General features: G+C 51.9%; 19 protein-coding genes and 1 pseudogene. 13 read left to right on the top strand and 7 right to left on the bottom strand.

From position 1 onward, the window contains the following. The first annotated feature begins 116 nt into the window (after nucleotides 1-116). A complete protein-coding gene (locus LOS79_RS13735; RefSeq protein ID WP_315420621.1) occupies nucleotides 117-287 on the top strand; it encodes a hypothetical protein in 171 nt (56 codons plus the stop codon). A 34-nt stretch (nucleotides 288-321) separates the two neighbouring features. Here LOS79_RS13735 and LOS79_RS13730 read toward each other — a convergent pair whose 3' ends face one another. Beyond that, nucleotides 322-1,344 (bottom strand): zinc dependent phospholipase C family protein, encoded by a 1,023-nt coding sequence (locus tag LOS79_RS13730; protein WP_315420619.1) that lies wholly within the window; start codon nucleotides 1,342-1,344, stop codon nucleotides 322-324. 142 nt (nucleotides 1,345-1,486) lie between these two features. Between LOS79_RS13730 and LOS79_RS13725 the strand changes: the two genes are divergently transcribed. The 3 genes from LOS79_RS13725 (at nucleotide 1,487) to LOS79_RS13715 (ending at nucleotide 5,167) form a co-directional block, all read left to right on the top strand. Continuing rightward, nucleotides 1,487-2,254, top strand: a complete 768-nt coding sequence (locus tag LOS79_RS13725) for a class I SAM-dependent methyltransferase (protein WP_315420617.1) — start codon at nucleotides 1,487-1,489, stop codon at nucleotides 2,252-2,254. A gap of 94 nt (nucleotides 2,255-2,348) precedes the next feature. Continuing rightward, nucleotides 2,349-2,756: a VOC family protein gene (locus LOS79_RS13720; RefSeq protein WP_315422212.1), complete on the top strand. Its 408-nt coding sequence runs from the start codon at nucleotides 2,349-2,351 to the stop codon at nucleotides 2,754-2,756. Nucleotides 2,757-3,133: 377 nt separating this feature from the next. Next, complete coding sequence (locus LOS79_RS13715) at nucleotides 3,134-5,167, top strand: methyl-accepting chemotaxis protein (RefSeq protein ID WP_315420614.1); 2,034 nt, start codon at nucleotides 3,134-3,136, stop codon at nucleotides 5,165-5,167. Here the strand turns inward: LOS79_RS13715 and LOS79_RS13710 are convergent. Both LOS79_RS13710 and LOS79_RS13705 read right to left on the bottom strand, forming a co-directional pair. Next, complete coding sequence (locus LOS79_RS13710) at nucleotides 5,147-6,040, bottom strand: NAD-dependent epimerase/dehydratase family protein (RefSeq protein WP_315420611.1); 894 nt, start codon at nucleotides 6,038-6,040, stop codon at nucleotides 5,147-5,149. The genes LOS79_RS13715 and LOS79_RS13710 overlap by 21 nt on opposite strands. A 29-nt stretch (nucleotides 6,041-6,069) precedes the next feature. Then, nucleotides 6,070-6,900, bottom strand: coding sequence for an RNA polymerase sigma factor (locus LOS79_RS13705; protein ID WP_315420608.1), 831 nt, complete (start codon nucleotides 6,898-6,900; stop codon nucleotides 6,070-6,072). Between the two features lie 194 nt (nucleotides 6,901-7,094). Between LOS79_RS13705 and LOS79_RS13700 the strand changes: the two are divergent. Continuing rightward, nucleotides 7,095-7,679 (top strand): annotated as a pseudogene (locus LOS79_RS13700) (ATP-dependent Clp protease proteolytic subunit); the annotation flags it as partial. 11 nt (nucleotides 7,680-7,690) lie between these two features. Further along, complete coding sequence (locus tag LOS79_RS13695; RefSeq protein ID WP_315420605.1) at nucleotides 7,691-7,903, top strand: hypothetical protein; 213 nt, start codon at nucleotides 7,691-7,693, stop codon at nucleotides 7,901-7,903. Between the two features lie 151 nt (nucleotides 7,904-8,054). On the opposite strand, the gene LOS79_RS13690 is transcribed toward LOS79_RS13695, so the two are convergent. Beyond that, entirely contained in the window at nucleotides 8,055-9,731 is a 1,677-nt protein-coding gene (locus LOS79_RS13690; protein WP_315420602.1) for an acyltransferase, read from the bottom strand. A gap of 157 nt (nucleotides 9,732-9,888) precedes the next feature. Here LOS79_RS13690 and LOS79_RS13685 point away from each other — a divergent pair, with 157 nt between their 5' ends. From LOS79_RS13685 to nspC, 5 genes are all read left to right on the top strand, one after another. Further along, nucleotides 9,889-10,710, top strand: a complete 822-nt coding sequence (locus tag LOS79_RS13685) for a helix-turn-helix transcriptional regulator (RefSeq protein WP_315420599.1) — start codon at nucleotides 9,889-9,891, stop codon at nucleotides 10,708-10,710. Nucleotides 10,711-10,777: 67 nt separating this feature from the next. Beyond that, nucleotides 10,778-11,173 (top strand): GntR family transcriptional regulator, encoded by a 396-nt coding sequence (locus LOS79_RS13680; RefSeq protein ID WP_315420596.1) that lies wholly within the window; start codon nucleotides 10,778-10,780, stop codon nucleotides 11,171-11,173. A gap of 11 nt (nucleotides 11,174-11,184) precedes the next feature. After that, nucleotides 11,185-12,564: a DUF5808 domain-containing protein gene (locus tag LOS79_RS13675; RefSeq protein ID WP_315420594.1), complete on the top strand. Its 1,380-nt coding sequence runs from the start codon at nucleotides 11,185-11,187 to the stop codon at nucleotides 12,562-12,564. Nucleotides 12,565-12,957: 393 nt separating this feature from the next. Beyond that, nucleotides 12,958-14,157 carry a saccharopine dehydrogenase family protein gene (locus tag LOS79_RS13670; RefSeq protein ID WP_315420592.1) on the top strand — a complete coding sequence of 400 codons (1,200 nt, stop codon included), beginning with the start codon at nucleotides 12,958-12,960 and terminating at the stop codon, nucleotides 14,155-14,157. A 26-nt stretch (nucleotides 14,158-14,183) separates the two neighbouring features. Next, nucleotides 14,184-15,320: a carboxynorspermidine decarboxylase gene (gene nspC / locus LOS79_RS13665; RefSeq protein WP_315422210.1), complete on the top strand. Its 1,137-nt coding sequence runs from the start codon at nucleotides 14,184-14,186 to the stop codon at nucleotides 15,318-15,320. Between the two features lie 91 nt (nucleotides 15,321-15,411). Here the strand turns inward: nspC and LOS79_RS13660 are convergent, their stop codons facing one another. Both LOS79_RS13660 and LOS79_RS13655 read right to left on the bottom strand, forming a co-directional pair. Beyond that, a complete protein-coding gene (locus tag LOS79_RS13660; RefSeq protein WP_315422208.1) occupies nucleotides 15,412-15,918 on the bottom strand; it encodes an SMI1/KNR4 family protein in 507 nt (168 codons plus the stop codon). A gap of 66 nt (nucleotides 15,919-15,984) precedes the next feature. Further along, the gene (locus LOS79_RS13655) at nucleotides 15,985-17,511 is read right to left on the bottom strand and encodes a stalk domain-containing protein (RefSeq protein WP_315420589.1); all 1,527 of its coding nucleotides are present in this window, start codon (nucleotides 17,509-17,511) and stop codon (nucleotides 15,985-15,987) included. A 233-nt stretch (nucleotides 17,512-17,744) separates the two neighbouring features. Here LOS79_RS13655 and LOS79_RS13650 point away from each other — a divergent pair, with 233 nt between their 5' ends. Further along, nucleotides 17,745-18,368, top strand: a complete 624-nt coding sequence (locus LOS79_RS13650; protein ID WP_315420587.1) for a deoxynucleoside kinase — start codon at nucleotides 17,745-17,747, stop codon at nucleotides 18,366-18,368. Next, nucleotides 18,365-19,018, top strand: a complete 654-nt coding sequence (locus LOS79_RS13645; RefSeq protein WP_315420585.1) for a deoxynucleoside kinase — start codon at nucleotides 18,365-18,367, stop codon at nucleotides 19,016-19,018. Before LOS79_RS13650 ends, LOS79_RS13645 begins: the two co-directional genes overlap by 4 nt. A 199-nt stretch (nucleotides 19,019-19,217) precedes the next feature. Here LOS79_RS13645 and LOS79_RS13640 read toward each other — a convergent pair whose 3' ends face one another. Continuing rightward, a complete protein-coding gene (locus LOS79_RS13640) occupies nucleotides 19,218-19,355 on the bottom strand; it encodes a hypothetical protein (protein WP_315420582.1) in 138 nt (45 codons plus the stop codon). Nucleotides 19,356-19,840: the final 485 nt, after the last annotated feature.

Raw genomic sequence — 19,840 nt, 5'->3', positions numbered from 1 at the left:
CACGGAGATTAACCGCAGGTTAAACCTCAGAGTAATGCGGGAGGAGAGCCGGATTTTTTTCAAAATAGAATGGAAAGGGTATACAGTACTATCAGGAATGAAGGAGGTACAAGACTATGAATAAAGACCTGCCGCCGGAGGTTCCGCCGCAGACCGTTCCAGAAGTGGAGCCGGGGGTTGTCCCTGAACCGGGACCCACCGTGATTCCCCCGGAGGTTGTTCCGCAGGAGCAGCCGGAAGTCATACCGCAGACACCGCCGGAGATCATTCCGCCGGAGCCAAAGTAATTGCAGGAACATGAAGCTGACAGAGCAGAGGCTGTCAAGTGAGCGTCCGGGAAACCGGGCGTTTTTTGCGTGAACAACCGTCTTCCAGTGCTGTCCATATAGGTTCGGCATAAATGTTCTGCAGGTTGAGGCTGCATTCCTTGCCGGTATCGTATGAACGGTTGCCCAGCAAGAGGCTGAACTGCTCCAGCTTATGCTGTGCATCCGGGGCATTCGTGCAGTCCAGCCAGTCAGCCAGCGCGCCCAGTACAATGCGGCCTTCGGCCAGCGCCTGCTCCCAAAGCTCCGGTACAGATTCCGTCCGGACCTCTGAATGCACTGCAGAATGACGCCACTCGGCATGCTGTTCATTCAGGTAATCAAGCTGCTGCTCCCGGGAGGACAGCCTGCGTGTGAACAGCCGCCGGGTTCTGCCCCAGGTCAGGGCTTTTTTCCAGCCTTTAGGGTCGTACAGGTATCTGTGGGCCAGCACCATGTCCCGGTACGAGCTGTGCCAGATCTCCTCAGACAGACCGCGCATGGCCTCCGGATAATGGTTCTGCGCAGTAGTATGAAGAATGTGATGAACAGGCGCCGCCAGCTGCGGGCCGGAGTCAATCAGGGTCCAGGCCGGATGCTGCCAGATGTTGATACCCCGCAGCCGCTTCATGAACAACATGTCCAGATCAATTTCGAACCGCTGGTGGTCACGGTATTTGTAACCGGCTTTCCAGTTAATGTAGGGATGCAGATTCCGGTCCAGCAGATGGTGAGTGAGGAAACCAAGGAAGTAGAGCTGAGTCTGAGCCGCCTCCTCCCCTTTCAGCATGCGGGCTGCTTTCCAGAAATCAAGGAGTACCGGGCCGCAGTGCTGTGAATGCATCAGGTCCCCGAGATGAAGCGCGCCTATATCCTGTCTCCACGGCAGAAAGCTGTGATATAATAGGTAATCCGGTCCTTGGCATCCAAGATTATACAGTTTACTGTACTGCTCCAGGCTGCTGAGAAACGGGAAACGGCTGCTGAATTCCCCGGCCAGCTGTTGTCCGTATTGTATATGCATCCAAATATTAGGCATCTATGATCCTCCTCGTGAATTTGCGGGTACAGCTTCAGCTTGGCCAGCTGCCGTGCAGCCGGTCTTACAGATTATTGTAACGCCGGTTTATTAAAGCAGCATTAGAATGCGGATATAAAATGTAAGCGAAAGGGGATTGAACATGGATAAGCGGCTAACGTTCAATGAGAATGCGGCGAACTACGACCGGTGGAGACCCCTCTACTGTGAAGCACTATTCAGGGACGTACTGGCTTACTCCCGGATTGGGCAGGACTGCCAGACGGTTGAAATCGGTATTGGAACCGGTCAGGCGACCGGACCGTTTGTCCGGACCGGCTGCAGCCTGACGGCAGTTGAACTGGGCGGGGAGCTTGCAGCGTATTCCCGGCAAAAGTTTCAGCAATTCTCCAATTTTAAGGTGACCCATACTTCATTTGAAGCATTTGAATGCCCGGAAGCCAGTATAGATCTTATCTATTCGGCTACGGCCTTCCATTGGATCCCGGAATCGGCAGGCTATCCTAAGGTATTCCGGTTGCTTAAGCCCGGCGGCACTGTGGCGCTGTTCTGGAACCGGCCGTATGTAGGGCGTGAGGATGATGCATTGCATCAGAGCATCCAGCAGATCTATCACAAATACCGCCCGTCCGGCCAGAAATTAATAGAATATGATACAAGTAAATATGATGCTGTCAGCAACAGCTTGCGTACATACGGGTTCGAGGATGTCCGGCTCAAGCTGTATCATATGACCAGAAGTTTTACTGCGCCGGACTATATCGCATTACTCAATACATACTCAGATCATAGAACCATGCCATCTGCAGACAAAGAAGGGCTTGAGCAAGAGATCGCTGCTGCCATAATACATGCCGGAAATATTCTCCATGTATATGACACAATTGATCTGCATTTGGCGAGGAAATAAGGCCGGAGCGCAGCATTAATCCGGCTTTTGGTGATTTCCCTCTGCCATGCTATAATGGGGCGGTGTTACTCCATTTCATGCAGAGGTGATAATGATGGGATACCAGGCAGGCCAGCTTTTTGTCAATTTACCGGTGAATAATCTGCAGGAATCAATCAAGTTCTTTACCGCTTTGGGGTTCGAATTCAACCCGCAATACACGGATGAGAATGCGACCTGTATGATCATCAATGGCAATACATTTGCTATGCTGCTGACGAAAGAATTCTTCGGCACCTTTACCTCGAAGTCAATTATTGATACTGCCGGGCATACGGAGGTTATTCTTGCGTTCTCCGCAGCAAGCAGGGCAGAAGTGGACGAGCTGGTGCATAAAGCACTGGAAGCCGGCGGTAAACCGTTCAATGATCCGGTCGATCACGGTTTCATGTATAACTGGAGCTTCCAGGATATCGACGGGCATCTGTGGGAAGTTATGTACATGGAACAAGGTGCAGAGTAACCCGGGCTGCTGAACAGCCCCTGGTGATAAAAGATTAGATTAACATTAGCAGAGCAAGCTGCATTAGGGACAGGCTTCCGGATTCCGGAGGCTTGTTTTTTAGTTTGCGGGGTTATTTTTGTCTGCTTTCTGGTTCGCAAGTCGGATCTTTCCTCCGGCTTTTTTGCTAATCTGCTGCATATTTATACAGAACGTGGAAGAAATTCGTGTTTGTTAACACTTTCGCAACATTTTCTTTACGCTCCGCATACATAACGGTAGAGGATAATTAATATCCGGCTTCTACAATGAAGTGAATAGCAAAATATACCTATTCGCAATTACTAGTTTGAGATGAAGGGATGATACCTTTGAAGGGGAACCTGATACACTTTTCGATGAAATGGAAGCTAATCTTAAGTTTCTCGGCAATTACGCTAATCTTTCTTGGCGTGGCTCTGTACCAGGGTCATAAGATTAACCAGGTAGAGCTTTCTATGGAACGGCAGAAGAGCGAAATGGAGAAAAGAATTACCGTATCAACCATCACCGGGCAGCTGCAGGAGCTGAACCGTGCGGAGACCGCATTCGCCGAATCCAGTGACCTGGAGCTTGCAGAGCCTCTGCAGGAGAAGCTGCAGCAGCTGTCAGCCGGGCTTGCAAAGGTGGATTTCGACCAGGATACACCTGCGTACAGCATGCTTGAGCTGCTGGGCACACAAGCGGGGGAATATACCCAATATGTGGATGAACTGGTCACGACGATGTCGGATGAAACGCTTGATCCGCTGACGGTCCTTGAACAAATTGATGTTATACATACGCAGGCGCTGGCACTCAATCAGGCTATGCTCAAAACCAACAGCGAGCTCTACACTGCAGCTGCCGATAATGCCGAGCAGGCACAGAGCCTTTCTTTTACACTGCTGGATGATACGATTTCGATTGTGGCCTATGCTGCCGGAGGCGTATTCCTGTTCATGCTGGTGCTGGCCGTCCTGCTGATCCGCTCGTTCCTGTCGCCGGTCGGTAAGCTGCAGACAGCGCTCAGGAAGATTGCTGACGGTGATCTGCGCCAGCAGATTAACTCACCTTACAATGATGAGCTTGGGCGCCTCAGCCATCATTTCGATCATATGGTGAGCCGTGTACAGGGAATGCTGCGTCAGACACTGTCGGCTGCAGGTTCACTCGCTGAATATTCACATTCCTTCCAGCAGTCCTCTGCGGTTACAGCGCATACGAACCGTGAAATCGTCAGAACGATTCAAGAGATCTCGCTGGGAGCCGACCAGCAGGCGGCCCAGTCTGAACAGAGTACGGTGCTGCTCGAAGAGCTGGCACGCGGGGTTCAGGATATTACGGAATATACGGATGTAATGCTGGAGACCAGCCTGGCGGCTAACCGGAATACGAAGCAGGGGGCCGATACAATTACTGCCCTGCGCCGGATGTCGCTTCATTCACGGGCGTCGATCAACAAAGTATATGAGGCGCTGGAGAAGCTGGTAGAGCAGTCCAAAGATATTTCACGCATTACCAATTCGATTACGGAAATTTCGAAGCAGACGAATATTCTCTCGCTTAATGCTGCGATTGAAGCAGCCCGGGCGGGGGCTTCCGGCAAAGGGTTTGCTGTTATTGCGGGCGAGGTCAGACATCTGTCAGTGCAGACGAACGATTCTTCTGTCCATATCAGCCGGATTATTGAGGAGCTTCAGGCCGGTATGGCTGATTTCCAGGGTTACATGATGGAAACCAAAGGCAGCCTGGAAGAGCAGGAGCATCAGGTAGAGGAGACGCTTGCTTCCTTCGGGGCGATTGACGAATCGATTGCCGGCATCAGCACACAGATCGGCCAGATCCATCACAAGGTTGAAGAGACACGGCTGATCAACTCCCGGCTTGCGGAATCGGTGCATTCAGTGGCTGCTGTAGCTGAACAGACTGCGGCCGGGGTCCAGGAAGTGAACGCCTCCAGCACACAGCAGGATCAGGCGGTCAATGACATTGCCCGGCAGGCAGAGGAGATCAACGAGATTTCACAGCGGCTGTTCCGTGAGATTAATGTATTCAAGATTACAGGTGAAGAGCAGGCAGGCACCGCAGCAGTGTCCCGTCCGGAACCAGATCCGGAGCCGCAGGAGCAGGCGGCAGAAGCTCAAGCAGAAGTCCAGGCGGAAATGATGCCGGAAATAAAAGCGGAAATAAAGGCAGAAGTAAAAGCGGAAGTAAAGCCAGCCGTAGAGGCGGAAGTGATGCCGGATGTTAGGGCACCGCAGCAGCAGCCGGAGACCCTGCCAGCTGAGAAGAAAGCCGGTAGTCCCCGGCCGCTGCCCAGAGTAATGCCGGCAGCGGAAGAGCCAGTGAACAAACCGGCGGCCAAAGTAGAGGAAGAGCTGGAGGAGAAATTACTCGTGCTTGCCAAGTGAGCTGTTAATCGAGGACACCAGCTCAGGAAACCATTCGGATAATGACAGGAAGCTGAAGCCCGTAGAGCGGGCTTTTGCTGTATCCATGAACCAGGATTCCCCGATGCCGAAGGGTGACTGGTCCGCAGCAGCAGTCTCATGCCGGATCACAGCCGGGATACCGGTTATTTCCTCAATAGCGGTAATAACACCACCGATGCTCAGCGTACCGTCCGAGCAGGCATTCACCGGACCGCTCAGCTCGGAGCTGCCCAGCCAGTAGAGGAAATCCGCAGCTTCATCGGAACGGATGAACGAAATCTCCGCCCGGGGATTGGGGATGCCGATCGGCTGACCAGCCCGGACATGCTCAATATGAAAATGCAGCCTGCGCGTGTAATCATCAACACCCAGCACAATGGGGAAACGTACCGCAGCTACCGGAAAGTCTGCAACCCCCAGCATTACGGCCTCGGCCAGCTGTTTGCCCTCCTGGTAGCTGAACTTCTCCTTACCGCCAGTCTGCAAAGGGATCTGCAGAGGATCGAAATCAGCTTCCGTGAGAATATCCGGCTGCGGATTGTAGACAGACAAGCTGGAGGTCAGGATATACCGTTTCACTTTGCCGGAGAAGATCCGTACAGCCGCCGCAGCCTCATCCGGCGAGAAGCAGATATTATCATAGATGACGTCCCAATCGGTATCTCCTGCTGCCCGGGCCAGACCTTCGGCATCAGTCCGGTCTGCGGCCAGCCTGGTTACGCGCCCGCCGAAATCATCTCCAGTGAGGCCCCTGGTCAGAATAGTAACCGCACTGTCTCCGTCCTGGAGCAGCTTCTCCACTAATCTTTTGCCGAAAAAACGGGTTCCCCCGAGTACAAGTATCTTTCTCATTCAGACACGCTCCTTGAATTCTTGAGTTATTAAGCTGCCATCTGAAGTACAAGTTGTGTACTGCCTCCAGCAGCTGAAGACGACCTGCCTGTGCTGGAGTAATATGCCTGCACCGTACTGCTGCTTACGGCAACAGTCACTTCGGCGGCATGCTCCTGGCGGAGCAGCTCCAGCATCACCGGGATTTGACCTTGTTCATAAGCAAGCGCTAGTGCCCGGAGATAAGCCCGGTAATCAGCATCCAGCGGAAAGGCCGGACCATCACCGGCACCGAGCTCTTCTTTAACCTTAGCCAGTGCCAGCCGGGCCCGGTGAAGCGCAGCTTTGACTGCACCCTCAGTGGTTCCGAGGGATCCGGCAGACTCAGCGGCAGAATAGCCCAGCACATCACGGAGGACAAAGGCCGCCCGCTGCAGCGGAGTAAGATAGCGGCAGAGAGCCTGGAAGGCCAGCTCAATGTCAGAGATTCCGCTTAGCCCGGTTTGAGTGCCGGTCTGCTGAACTGCGGCAGACGAACGCTCAAGTGCGCGTATGAAGGAGCTCCGGCGCCGCACGGTATCGATCCAGGTATTCTTGGCCATCCGCAGCAGCAGGGCTTCCGGATTGGGGCTATGGGTGAATTTGCTGTAGCCCAGCGCTTTGGTCCAGGTCTCCTGGGCCAGGTCTTCAGCATCCGGGACAGACCGCGTAAGGGAGAGGCAATAACGCTGCAGTGATGCGTTAAGCTCCTGGTGACATAACGATCCGAATGTTTCGGGGTTCCCGTAAAGCATCTGAGCCTTCACCGGGGGCAAGGCCGCATTTCGCGGGAGTGTTTCAGCGGATAGCTTCCGCATAACTTTCTGTTCAAGGGTCAGCATCAGGACTCGCTCCTTTGCTCGTTTATGTTATTTAGACTTTCTTTAGCAGATAGTTGCTTCTATATATAAACGAACTGCACTTTGAAAAAGATACGCGGGCCTAAGTACGGATTAATTCACATTCCCCGTATCTTTTACCCCTCCCCCATCCGTTTACCGGATATCACCCCAAGCGGGACCAGAGGAGGCACAACCTTATGAGCGTAATTCCCTATGTCATTGAGCAGACTTCACGGGGCGAGCGGTCCTACGATATTTATTCCCGGCTGCTGAAGGACCGGATAGTATTCGTAGGCGCGGCAATTGACGACGGCCTGGCTAACAGCATTATCGCCCAGCTGCTGTACCTGGCGGCGGATGAGCCGGACAAGGACATTCAGATGTTTATCAACAGCCCGGGGGGTTCGACTACCGCAGGCTTTGGCATTTATGATACGATGCAGGTAATCAAACCGCAAGTAAATACGATTTGTACCGGGTTTGCGGCGTCCTTCGCTTCACTGCTGCTGCTTGCAGGAGCTACCGGGAAGCGGTTCGCGCTGCCAAACAGCGAGATCATGATTCATCAGCCGCATGGCGGGGCGCAGGGGCAGGCCAGTGATATCGCCATCAGCGCACGGCGGATTCTCCAGATCCGGCAGAGGATCGTAGGAATTACAGCGCAGCGTACCGGCCAGCCGCCAGAGAAGGTGGAGAAGGACATGGACCGCGATTACTTCATGACAGCGGAAGAGGCGCTGGAATACGGGATTATTGACAAAATCATTACCAATCTCTAAGGCGGGGAGCGATGGATATGCTATCAGCATTAAAAGGCCAAGAAGTGACGATTCATTTTCTGGATGGCACAAGCACCAGAGGCGGAGTTCTGGAGGAAGCGGATGAGCGGTTTGTGAAATACACTACGGAATATCAGACACTGTATATCCCGGTTACCTCGATCCGGGCTGTGGATGTGCAGACCAAGGAGCGCGAACGTCCGCGTGTCGGATTCGGGCAGTAATTCAGTTTAAGGAAACAAGCGAGTGCAGCCCCGGTTTCTCTGTGTAGCAGAGAAACCGGGGCTGCTGTCTTGAGGTGCTGCAGGGAATTTCAAAGCCGCTGCAGCACAGCGGTACTGAGACCGTTCACGGCCTGTAGGGCGAGCGCTGCTCTTAACGCGCAGATAAGGAGAAAGCGGGCTCCGGCCGGTGGACTCCCTGCGGCGTATAGCCAAGTGAAGCGCTGGTTCCGCATAGATCAGCCAGCAAATAAATAATGCTCAGCCACATTTCGGTTCCCTGCAGGCCCGTGTCCTGCCGGCTGGACAGCTGGAAGGCGAAGCCGCGCTCCGGAACCCAGCATTCCAGCACCTCACTAAGCATGTCTTCCGCCCAGCTGCGGATTTCGGGGCGGCGGTAATCCGTCTGCTTCAGGCAGAGCCAGAGCGGGTGAACGACATCGAGCACATTGCAGGCGTTCAGCACCTCCGGGCGGAAGAAGCGGCGGTCTCTGCTATGGGCCAGTATGGTATCGATACTGCGCTCCGGATACGGCAGGGGCAGGCCGAACTGGGCATAGGTCGCCCGGGTCAGCCGGTAAAAGCCGTTAACCGGCTGCAGCCACCCTTCACCGGACGTAGGCAGCCCCCACAGGCCGGAGTCCTGGCGGGCATGCGTCGCCAGCCAGCCGAAAAGATCATCCGGCCGTTTGCCGGAGCCGAAGGTCTTCAGGTTATGATACAGCCCGGTGGCATAACAGTCGATCCAATCTCCTGCGCCCCAGGCATTCTCCTCCCAAGGCAGGGCATCCAGCTGCCCGTATAGCTTTGCCGTCTCCATCGTATCGCAGACGGCAACCGGATGGGGCAGAGCGGAGCCGAGTATTTCAAGCGCATATCCGGCTGCAAGCAGATGGTAACGGGAGAGATGGTCAGATAACAGCTCCGGCTGGTCATCCGGCCCGGGAGGAGACCAGGGATCAGGCAGCAGCCCGGTCCGGCTATCCTGGAAGCCCTGTAATTTGCTGATCAGCTCCTCACGTGTCCAGCCTGGGGGCAGACTGCCGAACATGGCAGCAAGCTCGGCTGCATCGCAGTAAGCCCTGACAGTGCGCTTGAAGCCGGGCCGGTCGCGGAACAGCTTCTCTCCGTCTGCTGTCTCTGAGTAGTACTCCAGCAGAGGGGCCAGCTGAGCTTCCGCCTGCTTGCCGAAGTCCGCAAGCCGCTGATGGAGCTTATCTTGCTTGCTGTCCCCCTTAAGGGCACTGGCTCCTTCAGCCGCCCGGCTGCGGATCAGCCGGGCCGGGTTCCCGCCGACAATGCTATAGGCCGGGAAATCCTTCGTAACGATGGCACCGGCAGCGATGATGCTGTGCGGACCAACGCTTACTCCGTCGAGAATAACGGCGCTCGCCCCAACCCATACATCATCCCCGATGCTGATTCCTTTAACCGTATGCGGCTGCCGGAAGATAGGCAGCTCGGTAGATTCAAATCCGTGGTTGAACCCGTACAAGCTTGCATGTGAAGCAATACGGACTCCATTGCCCATGGTGATATCGCCAGTCAGAATGCTATAGCTGTTCACGGAGCAGTCACTGCCCATCTTAAGCCGGGTATTGCGGACAATAGCCCCGGCGGCTATGTAGCTGCGGTCGCCCATCTGCAGCTCATCCGGCAGGACAGCCGCCTGCGGGGAGACAAAGCAGGCATCCCCGAAGGTACAGCGGTATCCGGCAGATAACCGCTGCTGATGCAGTAATTGCTCCTGCCGCTCCTCCTCGGAGGCCTCAGTCCAAGGCATATAATCCAGCGGCTTCATTGAGGGTGAGGGTGATTGTGAATCAGGCATTCCGTTCGCTCCTTCGCTGTTCAAGTCATTAACGCTCTAAGTGTACCAGCAGCCTGCCGGAAAGGGCATGGTATTATGAACAGGAATCACTTGTCAAAAACGCTTCAGAAGCCTATGCTTACCTCAGATAAAACCGGAGGTACAGAGGAGGCAGCGGATGGACGGAGCTTTGCAGAACCTGGCGATTGATATTCACTGGATTCATGATAAAATCACTGATTCGCACTGGAATGATATCCGGCAGAATATTCATGTGCACAGCTTCTACTGGATTCAGGAGGGAGAGGGCAGCTTCCGCACAGACGAAGAAATACAGGTCTCACCAGGCATGTGTTTCTATCTGCGTCCGGGGCTGTCCATGGAGATGGGCTGCGGAGGCGGGAACCCGCTGCGGATTACAATGATTCTGCTCTCCCTGTATTCCTTGACGTCTTCGGCAGATAATCAGGGAGCTATTGAGCCGGTTGCTGCTCTGCCGCTGCAGTTTATTCTGAAGCCGGAGGGGGAACGGGGCAGACAGCTGGGTCAAATGTTCAGCAGGATTGCAGCCGACTGGGTACCCGGCAGCACCGGCAGCCAGCTGATGACCCAGTCACTGCTTTATGAGCTGCTCTGCCGGATGCTAGAGGCGCAGGCAGATATCCGTGAGGACCGCGGGCAAGGGTATGAGCTGTTTCTGCGGATTAAGGAAGAGCTCGAGCGGCGCTACAGTGAGCCGCTGCTGATTCACGAGCAGGCTGAGCGCTATGGCATATCCCCCTCGTATTTGCGGAGTCTGTTTCAGCAGTATCTCCAGAAGAGCCCCAAACGCTATTTAAGCGAAATCCGTTACGGGCATGCCAGAAAAATGCTGGAATATACCAGACTATCGATGAAGGAAATTGCTGCGTCCTGCGGCTACAGTGATGAATTTCACTTCAGCAAAGCTTTCAAGCAGCTCAGCGGAGTGCCGCCTTCGGCTATGCGCCTTCCTTCATAAATAACGACAAAAAGTATTATTTGTGTTAATGTATATAATACAAATAATACTTTATGGGAGGATACCAATGATTTTGACACTGGACTTCACGAGTGAGCTGCCCATCTATGTTCAACTGCGCAATGAAATTGTTATCGGGATTGGCTCAGGCCAGTTGGCTGACGGTGAGAGGCTGCCGACCGTCCGGCAGATGGCAGAGGATCTGGGCATTAATTCCATGACGGTAAACAAAGCCTATGCCATCCTGAAGAATGAAGGTTTCATCTCTATAGATCGGCGGCATGGGGCTACGGTGTCTCCGGCAGCAAGCGGGCAGCCGGAATTTAAGGCTAAGCTTGAGAACGAACTGCGGCTAGTTATCTCGGAAGCTGCGCTCAAGGGCGTAGGCCGGGAAGAATTCATGCAACTGTGTACGGGAATTTTTGCGGCGGTTGCTTACCAGCCGAAGCCCGTGTTTGAGTAGGGGGAGATAGAATGCTTACTGCGATTGTATTAATTACGGCTTTGCTGGGCTACGTCATCATCGTGACAGTCTACTGGAACCTGAGCAAGCCGAGCGGGAACCTGTGGTTCGGGGTTACTCTTCCTGCTCACGTACTTGAGCATGTGGAACTGCGGGTACTGCAAAAATCATACCGGCACATTTATAAGAAGTCTACACTAGCCGCTCTTCCTTTACTCCTGCCAATCCTGTTCTTGGACACATATATCTCACTTTCAGTAATCTACATGCTTCTCTGGGGCAGTTTGCTGCTGCTGGTACTCCGTCATTCCTTTGTCAGAACGCATAAATCTTTTACCGAAATGAAACGGAGTAAGGAGTGGTTTGCAGGGGACAAGAGGGTTGTCCGGCTGGATACGAGGCTGTCAGCACACAAAGAAACAATGAAACTCTCACTCTATTGGTTCATCCTGCCTGCCCTGATTGCTGCTGTAGTCTTTATATTGCGGATATTTGCAGATGATGGAAACATCATGAGAATTGCAGGCTGGTCTGCTCTGGGTATGACATTGCTGCTCTGGCTGGTTACACTTTTCTTTAGCCGGATGAAAGCCAGGGTGTACTCACTGGACAGTGAACTCAATTTGCTACTTAACCGTACTTATCGCCAGTACTGGTCAAGATTATGGTTGGGCCTTGCCCTAACGGACAGCTGCTTTACTCTAATCATGGCTTTTACAGCATCCAAGTATCCTGGGAGCGCTGCTGTGATCTGGAACACAGGTACAGTTATCTGCTCGCTGATTCCTATACTTGGCATTCTGTATGTACATAAAATATTCAGCAGGTTTGAGACAGCGTTACTTGCCATGCAGCAGGAGATTTTCTATACCGATGATGATGAGTATTGGATAAACGGGACAACTTATAATAATCCTAATGACCGAGCCATTCTCGTTCCGAAGCGGAACGGAGCGGGTTCTACAGTTAACCTGGGTACAAAAGCAGGTAAAAGGATATATTACGGCCTTTGCGCCTTTGCGGCTGTGATTTTGGCCGCGACCGGTTGGATCACAGTGCTGGCTGATTTCTCTTCTCCGGCCCTCCGGATGAGTGATGGCAGAACGACAATTTCTTTTCCTATGTACAGTTACAGTTTCTCTCTCAGTGATGTTCAGAAGCTGACACTGGCGGAATCGCTGCCGCAGGCTGTAAGGAGAATGAATGGAATAGCAACAGACACCGTGGCTATCGGTAATTTCGAGTTGAATCAGTTCGGCGAAAGTAAGCTGTATATCTCAAAGAATTCTCCGCCGTATATTGTGATCCGACTGCCTGATCTCTATGTGTTATACAACCATAAGGAGGCAGCTGAGACCCGGCGGATCTTTACCGAGCTGAACGGGAGGTAAGCAGATTCCATTCATTTTTAAATAAATTGTATGAAGAAGACTTCTGCTGTGATACAATAATCCGGTTGGCCTTGTGCAGCAGGAGGTATCCGGACTTAAGGCGGCGGCCTTGCCGGAACCAGACTCATAAGCGAAGGAAAACAGAGCATTTACGTGTATTGTTGTGAATTACAGAGTATTAATGGAGAAATCCGCAGATTTTACAGAGAACATATCAATTTTTGTCGTATTTTATTGATTTATTGAGAATGTTTCTGTATAATCAGCGTTGTTGATTTTTCATAGGATGTAGCCTGCCTAAGCTTGATGAAACGAAACGACTGACAACGAAACGGATCCAGAGCAGCAAGGCTAATAACTAATAACTTAAGCAAATTTAGGGGGTTATTAATTGTGGGAAAAGCGTTAATTATTGGCGCTGGCGGTGTAGCAAGCGTTGTTGTGCATAAATGCTGCCAGAACCCGGATGTATTCGAAGAAATCTGTATTGCCAGCCGTACGGTCGCGAAATGCGATGCTCTGAAGGAGAAACTGGATGGCGGCCAGACGAAGATTTCTACGGCTCAGCTTGATGCGGACAACACGGAAGAGGTTATTGAGCTGATCAAGAGCTTCCAGCCGGATGTCGTGATTAATGTGGCTCTTCCTTACCAGGATCTGACGATCATGGATGCTTGCCTGGCTACCGGAGTGCATTATGTAGATACAGCTAACTACGAACCGCAGGATACCGCGAAATTCGAGTATTCCTGGCAGTGGGCGTATAAGGAAAGATTCGAGAAGGCCGGAATTACAGCGCTGCTCGGCAGCGGCTTTGACCCTGGCGTAACCGGTGTGTTCACTGCGTATGCCCTGAAGCATTACTTTGACGAGATTCATACGATTGATATTGTCGATGCGAACGCGGGCGACCATGGTTATCCGTTTGCAACCAACTTCAATCCTGAAATCAATATCCGTGAGATTACAGCGAACGGACGTTACTTCGAGAACGGCGAGTGGATTGAGACTGCACCATTGTCCGAGAAAAAAGTATACGATCTCCCGGAGATCGGTCCGAAGGATATCTATCTTTTGTACCATGAAGAGCTGGAGTCCCTGGCTGTAAATATTCCTGGCGTCAAAAAAATCCGCTTCTGGATGACCTTCTCGCAGAACTATCTGACTCACCTGAAGGTGCTTGAGAATGTCGGCATGACTTCGATCGAGCCAATCAACTATGAAGGTAAAGAAATTATTCCTTTGCAGTTCCTGAAGGCGATTCTGCCTGACCCGGCTTCCCTGGGACCAAGAACCAAAGGTAAAACGAATATCGGCTGCATTATTCAAGGTACCAAAGACGGCCAGCCTAAAACGTATTATGTCTACAATGTCTGCGATCATGAGGAGTGCTACAGAGAGGTTGGCTCCCAGGCCATTTCCTACACTACCGGCGTTCCTGCAATGATCGGGGCGATGATGATTATCAAAGGCATCTGGAATAAGCCGGGTGTACACAATATCGAAGAATTCGATCCGGATCCGTTCATGGAAGCTCTTAACAAACACGGTCTGCCTTGGCAAGAAGATTTCTCGCCGACGCTGCTGGATTAGGGCGCAGGATCATGAAGGTAAAAGAAATCGATATCGATATCAGCACGCTGCCGTCCCCGGCCTATCTTGTGGATGAACGCCTGCTGACGAAGAATCTGGAAACGCTGAATTACGTGCAGGAGCGCAGCGGAGCAAAGATTCTTCTGGCCCAAAAAGGCTTCTCCATGCATTCCATGTACCCGCTGGTCGGCAAATATCTGCATGGCGTAACCTCCAGCTCACTCTTCGAAGCGCGTCTTGGCTTCGAGGAGATGGGCAAAGAGGTCCATGTCTATGCGCCGGCTTATGTAGACCGCGAGTTCGACGAGCTGCTTGGCTACAGTGACCACATTGTGTTCAACTCGTTTGACCAGTGGAACCGGTTCAAGGAGCGGGTGCAAAACGCACCGAAGGAGATCAGCTGCGGCATCCGTGTGAATCCGGAGTATTCCGAGATTGAAGTGCCGCTGTATGATCCTTGCTACAACTACTCCCGGATGGGCGTGACCCTGCCGAACTTCCGGCCGGAAGAGCTGGACGGCATCGACGGACTGCATTTCCATACGATGTGTGAACAGAACTCTGATACCCTGGAGCGTACGCTCAAGGTTGTGGAAGAGAAGTTCGGCCAGTATCTGCACGGGATGAAGTGGCTGAACTTCGGCGGCGGGCATCATATTACCCGTCCCGATTATGATCTGGATACGCTGATCAAGTGCATTCTGCATATGAAGGAAACGTACAATGTGGAGATCTACCTGGAGCCGGGTGAGGCAATTGCCCTCAATACCGGATATCTGGTAGCCACTGTGCTGGACACCATGCATAACGGGATGGATATCGCGATCCTCGATACCTCTGCCGAATGCCATATGCCGGATGTGCTGGCGATGCCTTACCGTCCGGGCATTATCGGTGCCGGACAGCCGGGCGAATTCGCCTACACCTACCGGCTCGGCGGCATGACCTGCCTGGCCGGAGACGTGATCGGCGATTACTCCTTCCCGGAGCCGCTGAAATACGGCGACAAGCTCATCTTCACCGACATGGCGCATTATTCCATGGTGAAGAACCACATGTTCAACGGTGTGAACCTGCCGGCCATCGCTTCCTACAATGAGGAAGAGGGCATCAAGGTGATCCGCGAGTTCGAGTACAGCGACTTTAGCGGCCGTTTGTCTTAAATAATTGAAGCGCCTCATCGGCTTTGGCTGATGAGGCGCTTTTTGGTTTGCGGTTATGGCTGGGGAAGCCTATTTGAGCTAATTGTATCCATTACTCGAGCGGGTCATCACTAATTCCATCATAAGCATCTCCGAGCGGCGGGAAATCCTCATCCAGCCAGTACCAGCGTTCGCCGTTATTCTGCACCAGCTGATTCAGGAGCTCCGTAAAGGAGCGGGCCACTACCTGGCACTCCCCAACGACCCCGTGTCTGTCCCAAAAGCTATCGTAACATTTCCCTAGCCGCTGAGGATGCAGATCGATCGAAAGATAGTCACCATTGCCGTCATGAGCAACGATGAACCAGTCCGAGGTAATATCATCCTCAACGACTTCACCGATAATAACGGGGTTCGATAAGACGAATTCGTCCGGTGGGACGATCTGGCAGTGATAATTTTTGCTCACAAAAAGTTGCATACCCCCGCAAAGCTCATAGAATCTCCGAACATCCGCAGGAAGCGAATAGCCTTCTGTTACGGGCAGACCTGATGCTGAAATAACTTTACAGTCAGGCAGGCCCGAAATTTGCTGAATTAGTTCTGTAACATCCTTCAGGCTGCTTCAGTCCTTTCCGGAAAATAATTGAAATCAGCTTTGTACGTCCACAATCTCACCTTCCTGCTACTTCAGACTAATCACGATCCGCCCTTCCTGTGGCAGCCATTCCACAGTGGCCCCAAGCTGTTCGCTGATGAAGCGCAGCGGAAGATAGACTGCACCATTGACTACAAAAGGGGGATTGTCGAGCCTAACGCTTTTATTATTGACTGTTGTGTTTCCATTAACGGTATTGATCACAATCGTTATTGGCGATTTACCTTCCGCAGTGGTACCGGTAATCGTCGCGATTTTGTCCGCTGAATAACCGACAGTAGCCCCCATCTTGCTGAACAGCGAACGCAGCGGGATGAAGTTCTGTCCGCCCCGGGTAATGACTCCGTTAGTGAAGGCGACCGGCTCGCCGTTCAGCGTGACGGAGATTGGCTTTTGCATCGGGACAGGGGCAGGGTAGCTGAATTCATAGGTGGCGTATCCGAGCTGGGCATTTTTGTTCACACCCCAGCCCCACAGGGTTCCGTCTTTCTTTTGCATAATAAGATGTCTTCCGCCGCCCTTCATAGACTGAACATCGGAAGCGAGCAGGGTGAACGCGGCGTCAGCGGGCAGCTTATCCGTCTCAATGGAAGCGGCATAAACCTTACCATCCGAGGTCAGCGCAACAATCGAGTGTTCAACGATGTAGGCATCGGTTACTTTGCTGATCTTAGAAAAGACTACTGGATTAGGCTGATCGCCATAAGTAGTTCCATCTGAGTATCCTGTAACCGTAGAGCCCCAGAACCATAAACGGGACTGTCCGTCAATCGCGAGCCGGGTACGTCCGTTGTTAAACAAAGCATGAATATCCGTTAGGCCGGACATCGGGGCGGCAGTTACCACGGCGGGATCACTCAAGGTTTCTGGTGCATACACATTCTGAATCGGCCAAGTCCAGACGCTGCCGTCCTTGCGGAGCGCATAATTTCCCTCAAGCTTAACGATATCTGTGAGATTCGCAACAGGACTAAAGCTGGCGAACTCATCATAGGTTGTCCAGACTGTACCGTCTGTCTTCAGGAACAGGTAACGCTGCCAGCTGCTGTACTTATTGTTCAGCTTGTTGTTCTCGTAATATTGAGAGACAGCCGAGACCTGATCAATACCCGATACCGCGGAAAAAGGGGGAATTGTTATTCCGTCTGATGATGTAACTGAAGTATAAACCGCGCCTTCTCCAGTTACTGCTACATAACGGGGGTATATACCTTGCAATCCGGTAACATTCCTCATTTCTTCAGCCGGCGTAACTGCTGTTTCCGATAGTTGGAGGCTACTCTTCCACTTCCAGACGCTCCCATCCTTAGTGACTGCCAACACACCGTTCTGCAGGGGGAATGAAGCTTGCACATCACTTAACCCCTGCACCTGTGTAGGGACAGATCTGGTGTCGCCCCAGACCCAGAGAGAACCGTCATCTTTAATCAGATGATTGGCTCCGTAAGAGGCGATTCCGGAGGCACTTGCAGCTGAGCCGGTCTCTGGAGTACAAATGCTCAGAATTGCGGTCATACCCATGATCAAGCTCAGAAGCAGATTTCTTTTTTTCATAAAAGTACCTCTACCCTCAATGTTATTTTTACTGATATAGGTAAATAAAAGGATATATTTCCTTCCATATAGACGCTACTTCCAGACCAAAAGTTTCTTTGAAAATTAACCGTTCATAGCAGGCGCTCGTGTGTTACAATGATTTAGTCTGTTTTTTTGGAATACTATTTGTGTACCGACTATTAATAAGCGCTACCCGGCATTGTCCGTATCTGAGGAGGAAATCAGCGTTAATGAAACATGCACCTTTTATTGCAGTGGAGGGTCCGATCGGAGCCGGTAAAACTACCCTAGCCACTATGCTTGCCAGTGAAATGCAGCTTCCGGTCATTAAAGAAATCGTCGACGAAAATCCGTTTCTGGACAAGTTCTATCAGAATATGGACGACTGGAGCTTCCAGCTGGAGATGTTCTTTCTCTGCAACCGGTTTAAGCAGCTTGAAGACACTACGACCCAGTACATAGATAAAGGTAAGCCGGTCATTTCGGATTATCATATTTATAAGAATCTGATTTTTGGGGAACGGACACTGAAGGGATCGAAACGGGACAAATACCGGGAGATCTATCATATCCTGACCGATGATTTTCCGAAGCCGGATATTATTTTCTACATTCGTGCCGACCTGGATACGCTGCTGGCCCGGATCGCCAAGCGTGCGCGGACGTTCGAGGAGATTATTGCCCCTGCGTACCTGCAGCAGCTGATCGAGGATTATGATGATGCAATGGCTTCACTGGCCCGCCGCGAACCCTCTACAGTCATTATTACCATTGACGGCAATAAGGTTGATTTTGTAGAGAACCCGGAAGACTTCGCCGCGATTGCGGCACAATTAAAGGAGCTTATGAAATGAACAGATATAACATCCCGGATAACGCAATCATTACTGTAGCGGGCACAGTAGGTGTCGGCAAATCGACGCTGACCGCAGCACTGGCGGAGCGCCTGAATTTCCAGACATCACTGGAGCAGGTGGATCACAATCCGTACCTGGAGAAGTTCTATCATGATTTCGAGCGGTGGAGCTTCCACCTGCAGATCTATTTCCTCGCAGAACGCTTCAAGGAGCAGAAGAAGATGTTCGAGCTGGGCGGCGGGTTTGTGCAGGACCGTTCGATTTATGAGGACACCGGGATTTTTGCTAAAATGCATGCCGATCAGGGTACAATGTCAAAGACCGACTATGAGACGTATACGAGTCTTTATGAAGCTATGGTGATGACGCCGTATTTCCCGCATCCCGATGTACTGATCTATATTGAAGGCAGCCTGCCTTCGATCCTGACCCGGATCAACGAGCGCGGACGTGAGATGGAGATTCAGACGGATGTCTCTTACTGGGAGCATATGCACGGACGGTATTCCCAGTGGATTAACGAATTCAGCGCCTGTCCGGTGCTGCGGCTGAACATCGACGAATATGATGTGAAGGATGCAGACTCTATGGCGAATATCCTGGATAAGGTTGGCGCGGCGATTGGCCGGACTGCGGTGGGGAAGTAAGACAGCACATTATAATATAGTAAGAATATAAAAGTAGAATAAAGTGATTAGAGCAGCGCCTGGGGGCGCTGCTCTTTTTTGGTGCACGGTTAGACGGGGAGTACCGGGGGGAGTGACCCCTCGTCTTAACCTGCTTACCGCAAATTTAGCCCAACCTCCTGATTAACGAGTACGTTCTCACGTTCCGTTACGGCATTGATCATTTCAATTTCATAATGATCCTGCTCGGAAGCTGCGATTGGACAAAGACCTTGTAGATCAGCTTGTCGTTCGTCAAATAGACATCGCTCAGGCTGATTGTCCCGGATTTGCCGTTCAGGTGGGGCCGGCAGGCCATTGTTCAAAGCAGGTAAATGGACTGAATGGGCCCTCTGTTAGGAAAGAAGCCAGTCACATAACGGTTGTTCAAGTGACTAGCTAAGCTTTACGGACAGGAGAGACGTTAAGCCAGCGGAAAGGCACTAGAGTGCAGGACTTGCGGACACCAGCGCCGTTATTTCGCGGGAAAAGTGGAGTTAGCTCATGAAAAGCGGCGGATAAGGGCCGTGATGTCCGTAAGACCGACCAAAGGACCTATTTTGAGCGCATAAAGGCTGTGGTGTCCATAAGGGATCAGAATTGGGTTGTATTTAAACCGGAGAGTTTCCAAGGAGCTCCCACCTCCACAGTGCGGGCGAAAGCACCATGCGTTTTTTGTTTTTGGGACATTTTTTTTGTGGATTCGGGATTTTTCTGCGTTTTTTGAGTCTATTACCCCGATATTAGGACTTTTAAACGGGTTTTGTCGAGATTTGTTAAGAGTTTGTTTAGAGCGGCCTGATA

It is taken from the genome of Paenibacillus sp. MMS20-IR301 (assembly GCF_032302195.1).
Lineage (GTDB): Bacteria > Bacillota > Bacilli > Paenibacillales > Paenibacillaceae > Paenibacillus_AQ.
This window is presented reverse-complemented; position numbering and strand designations above follow the sequence as displayed.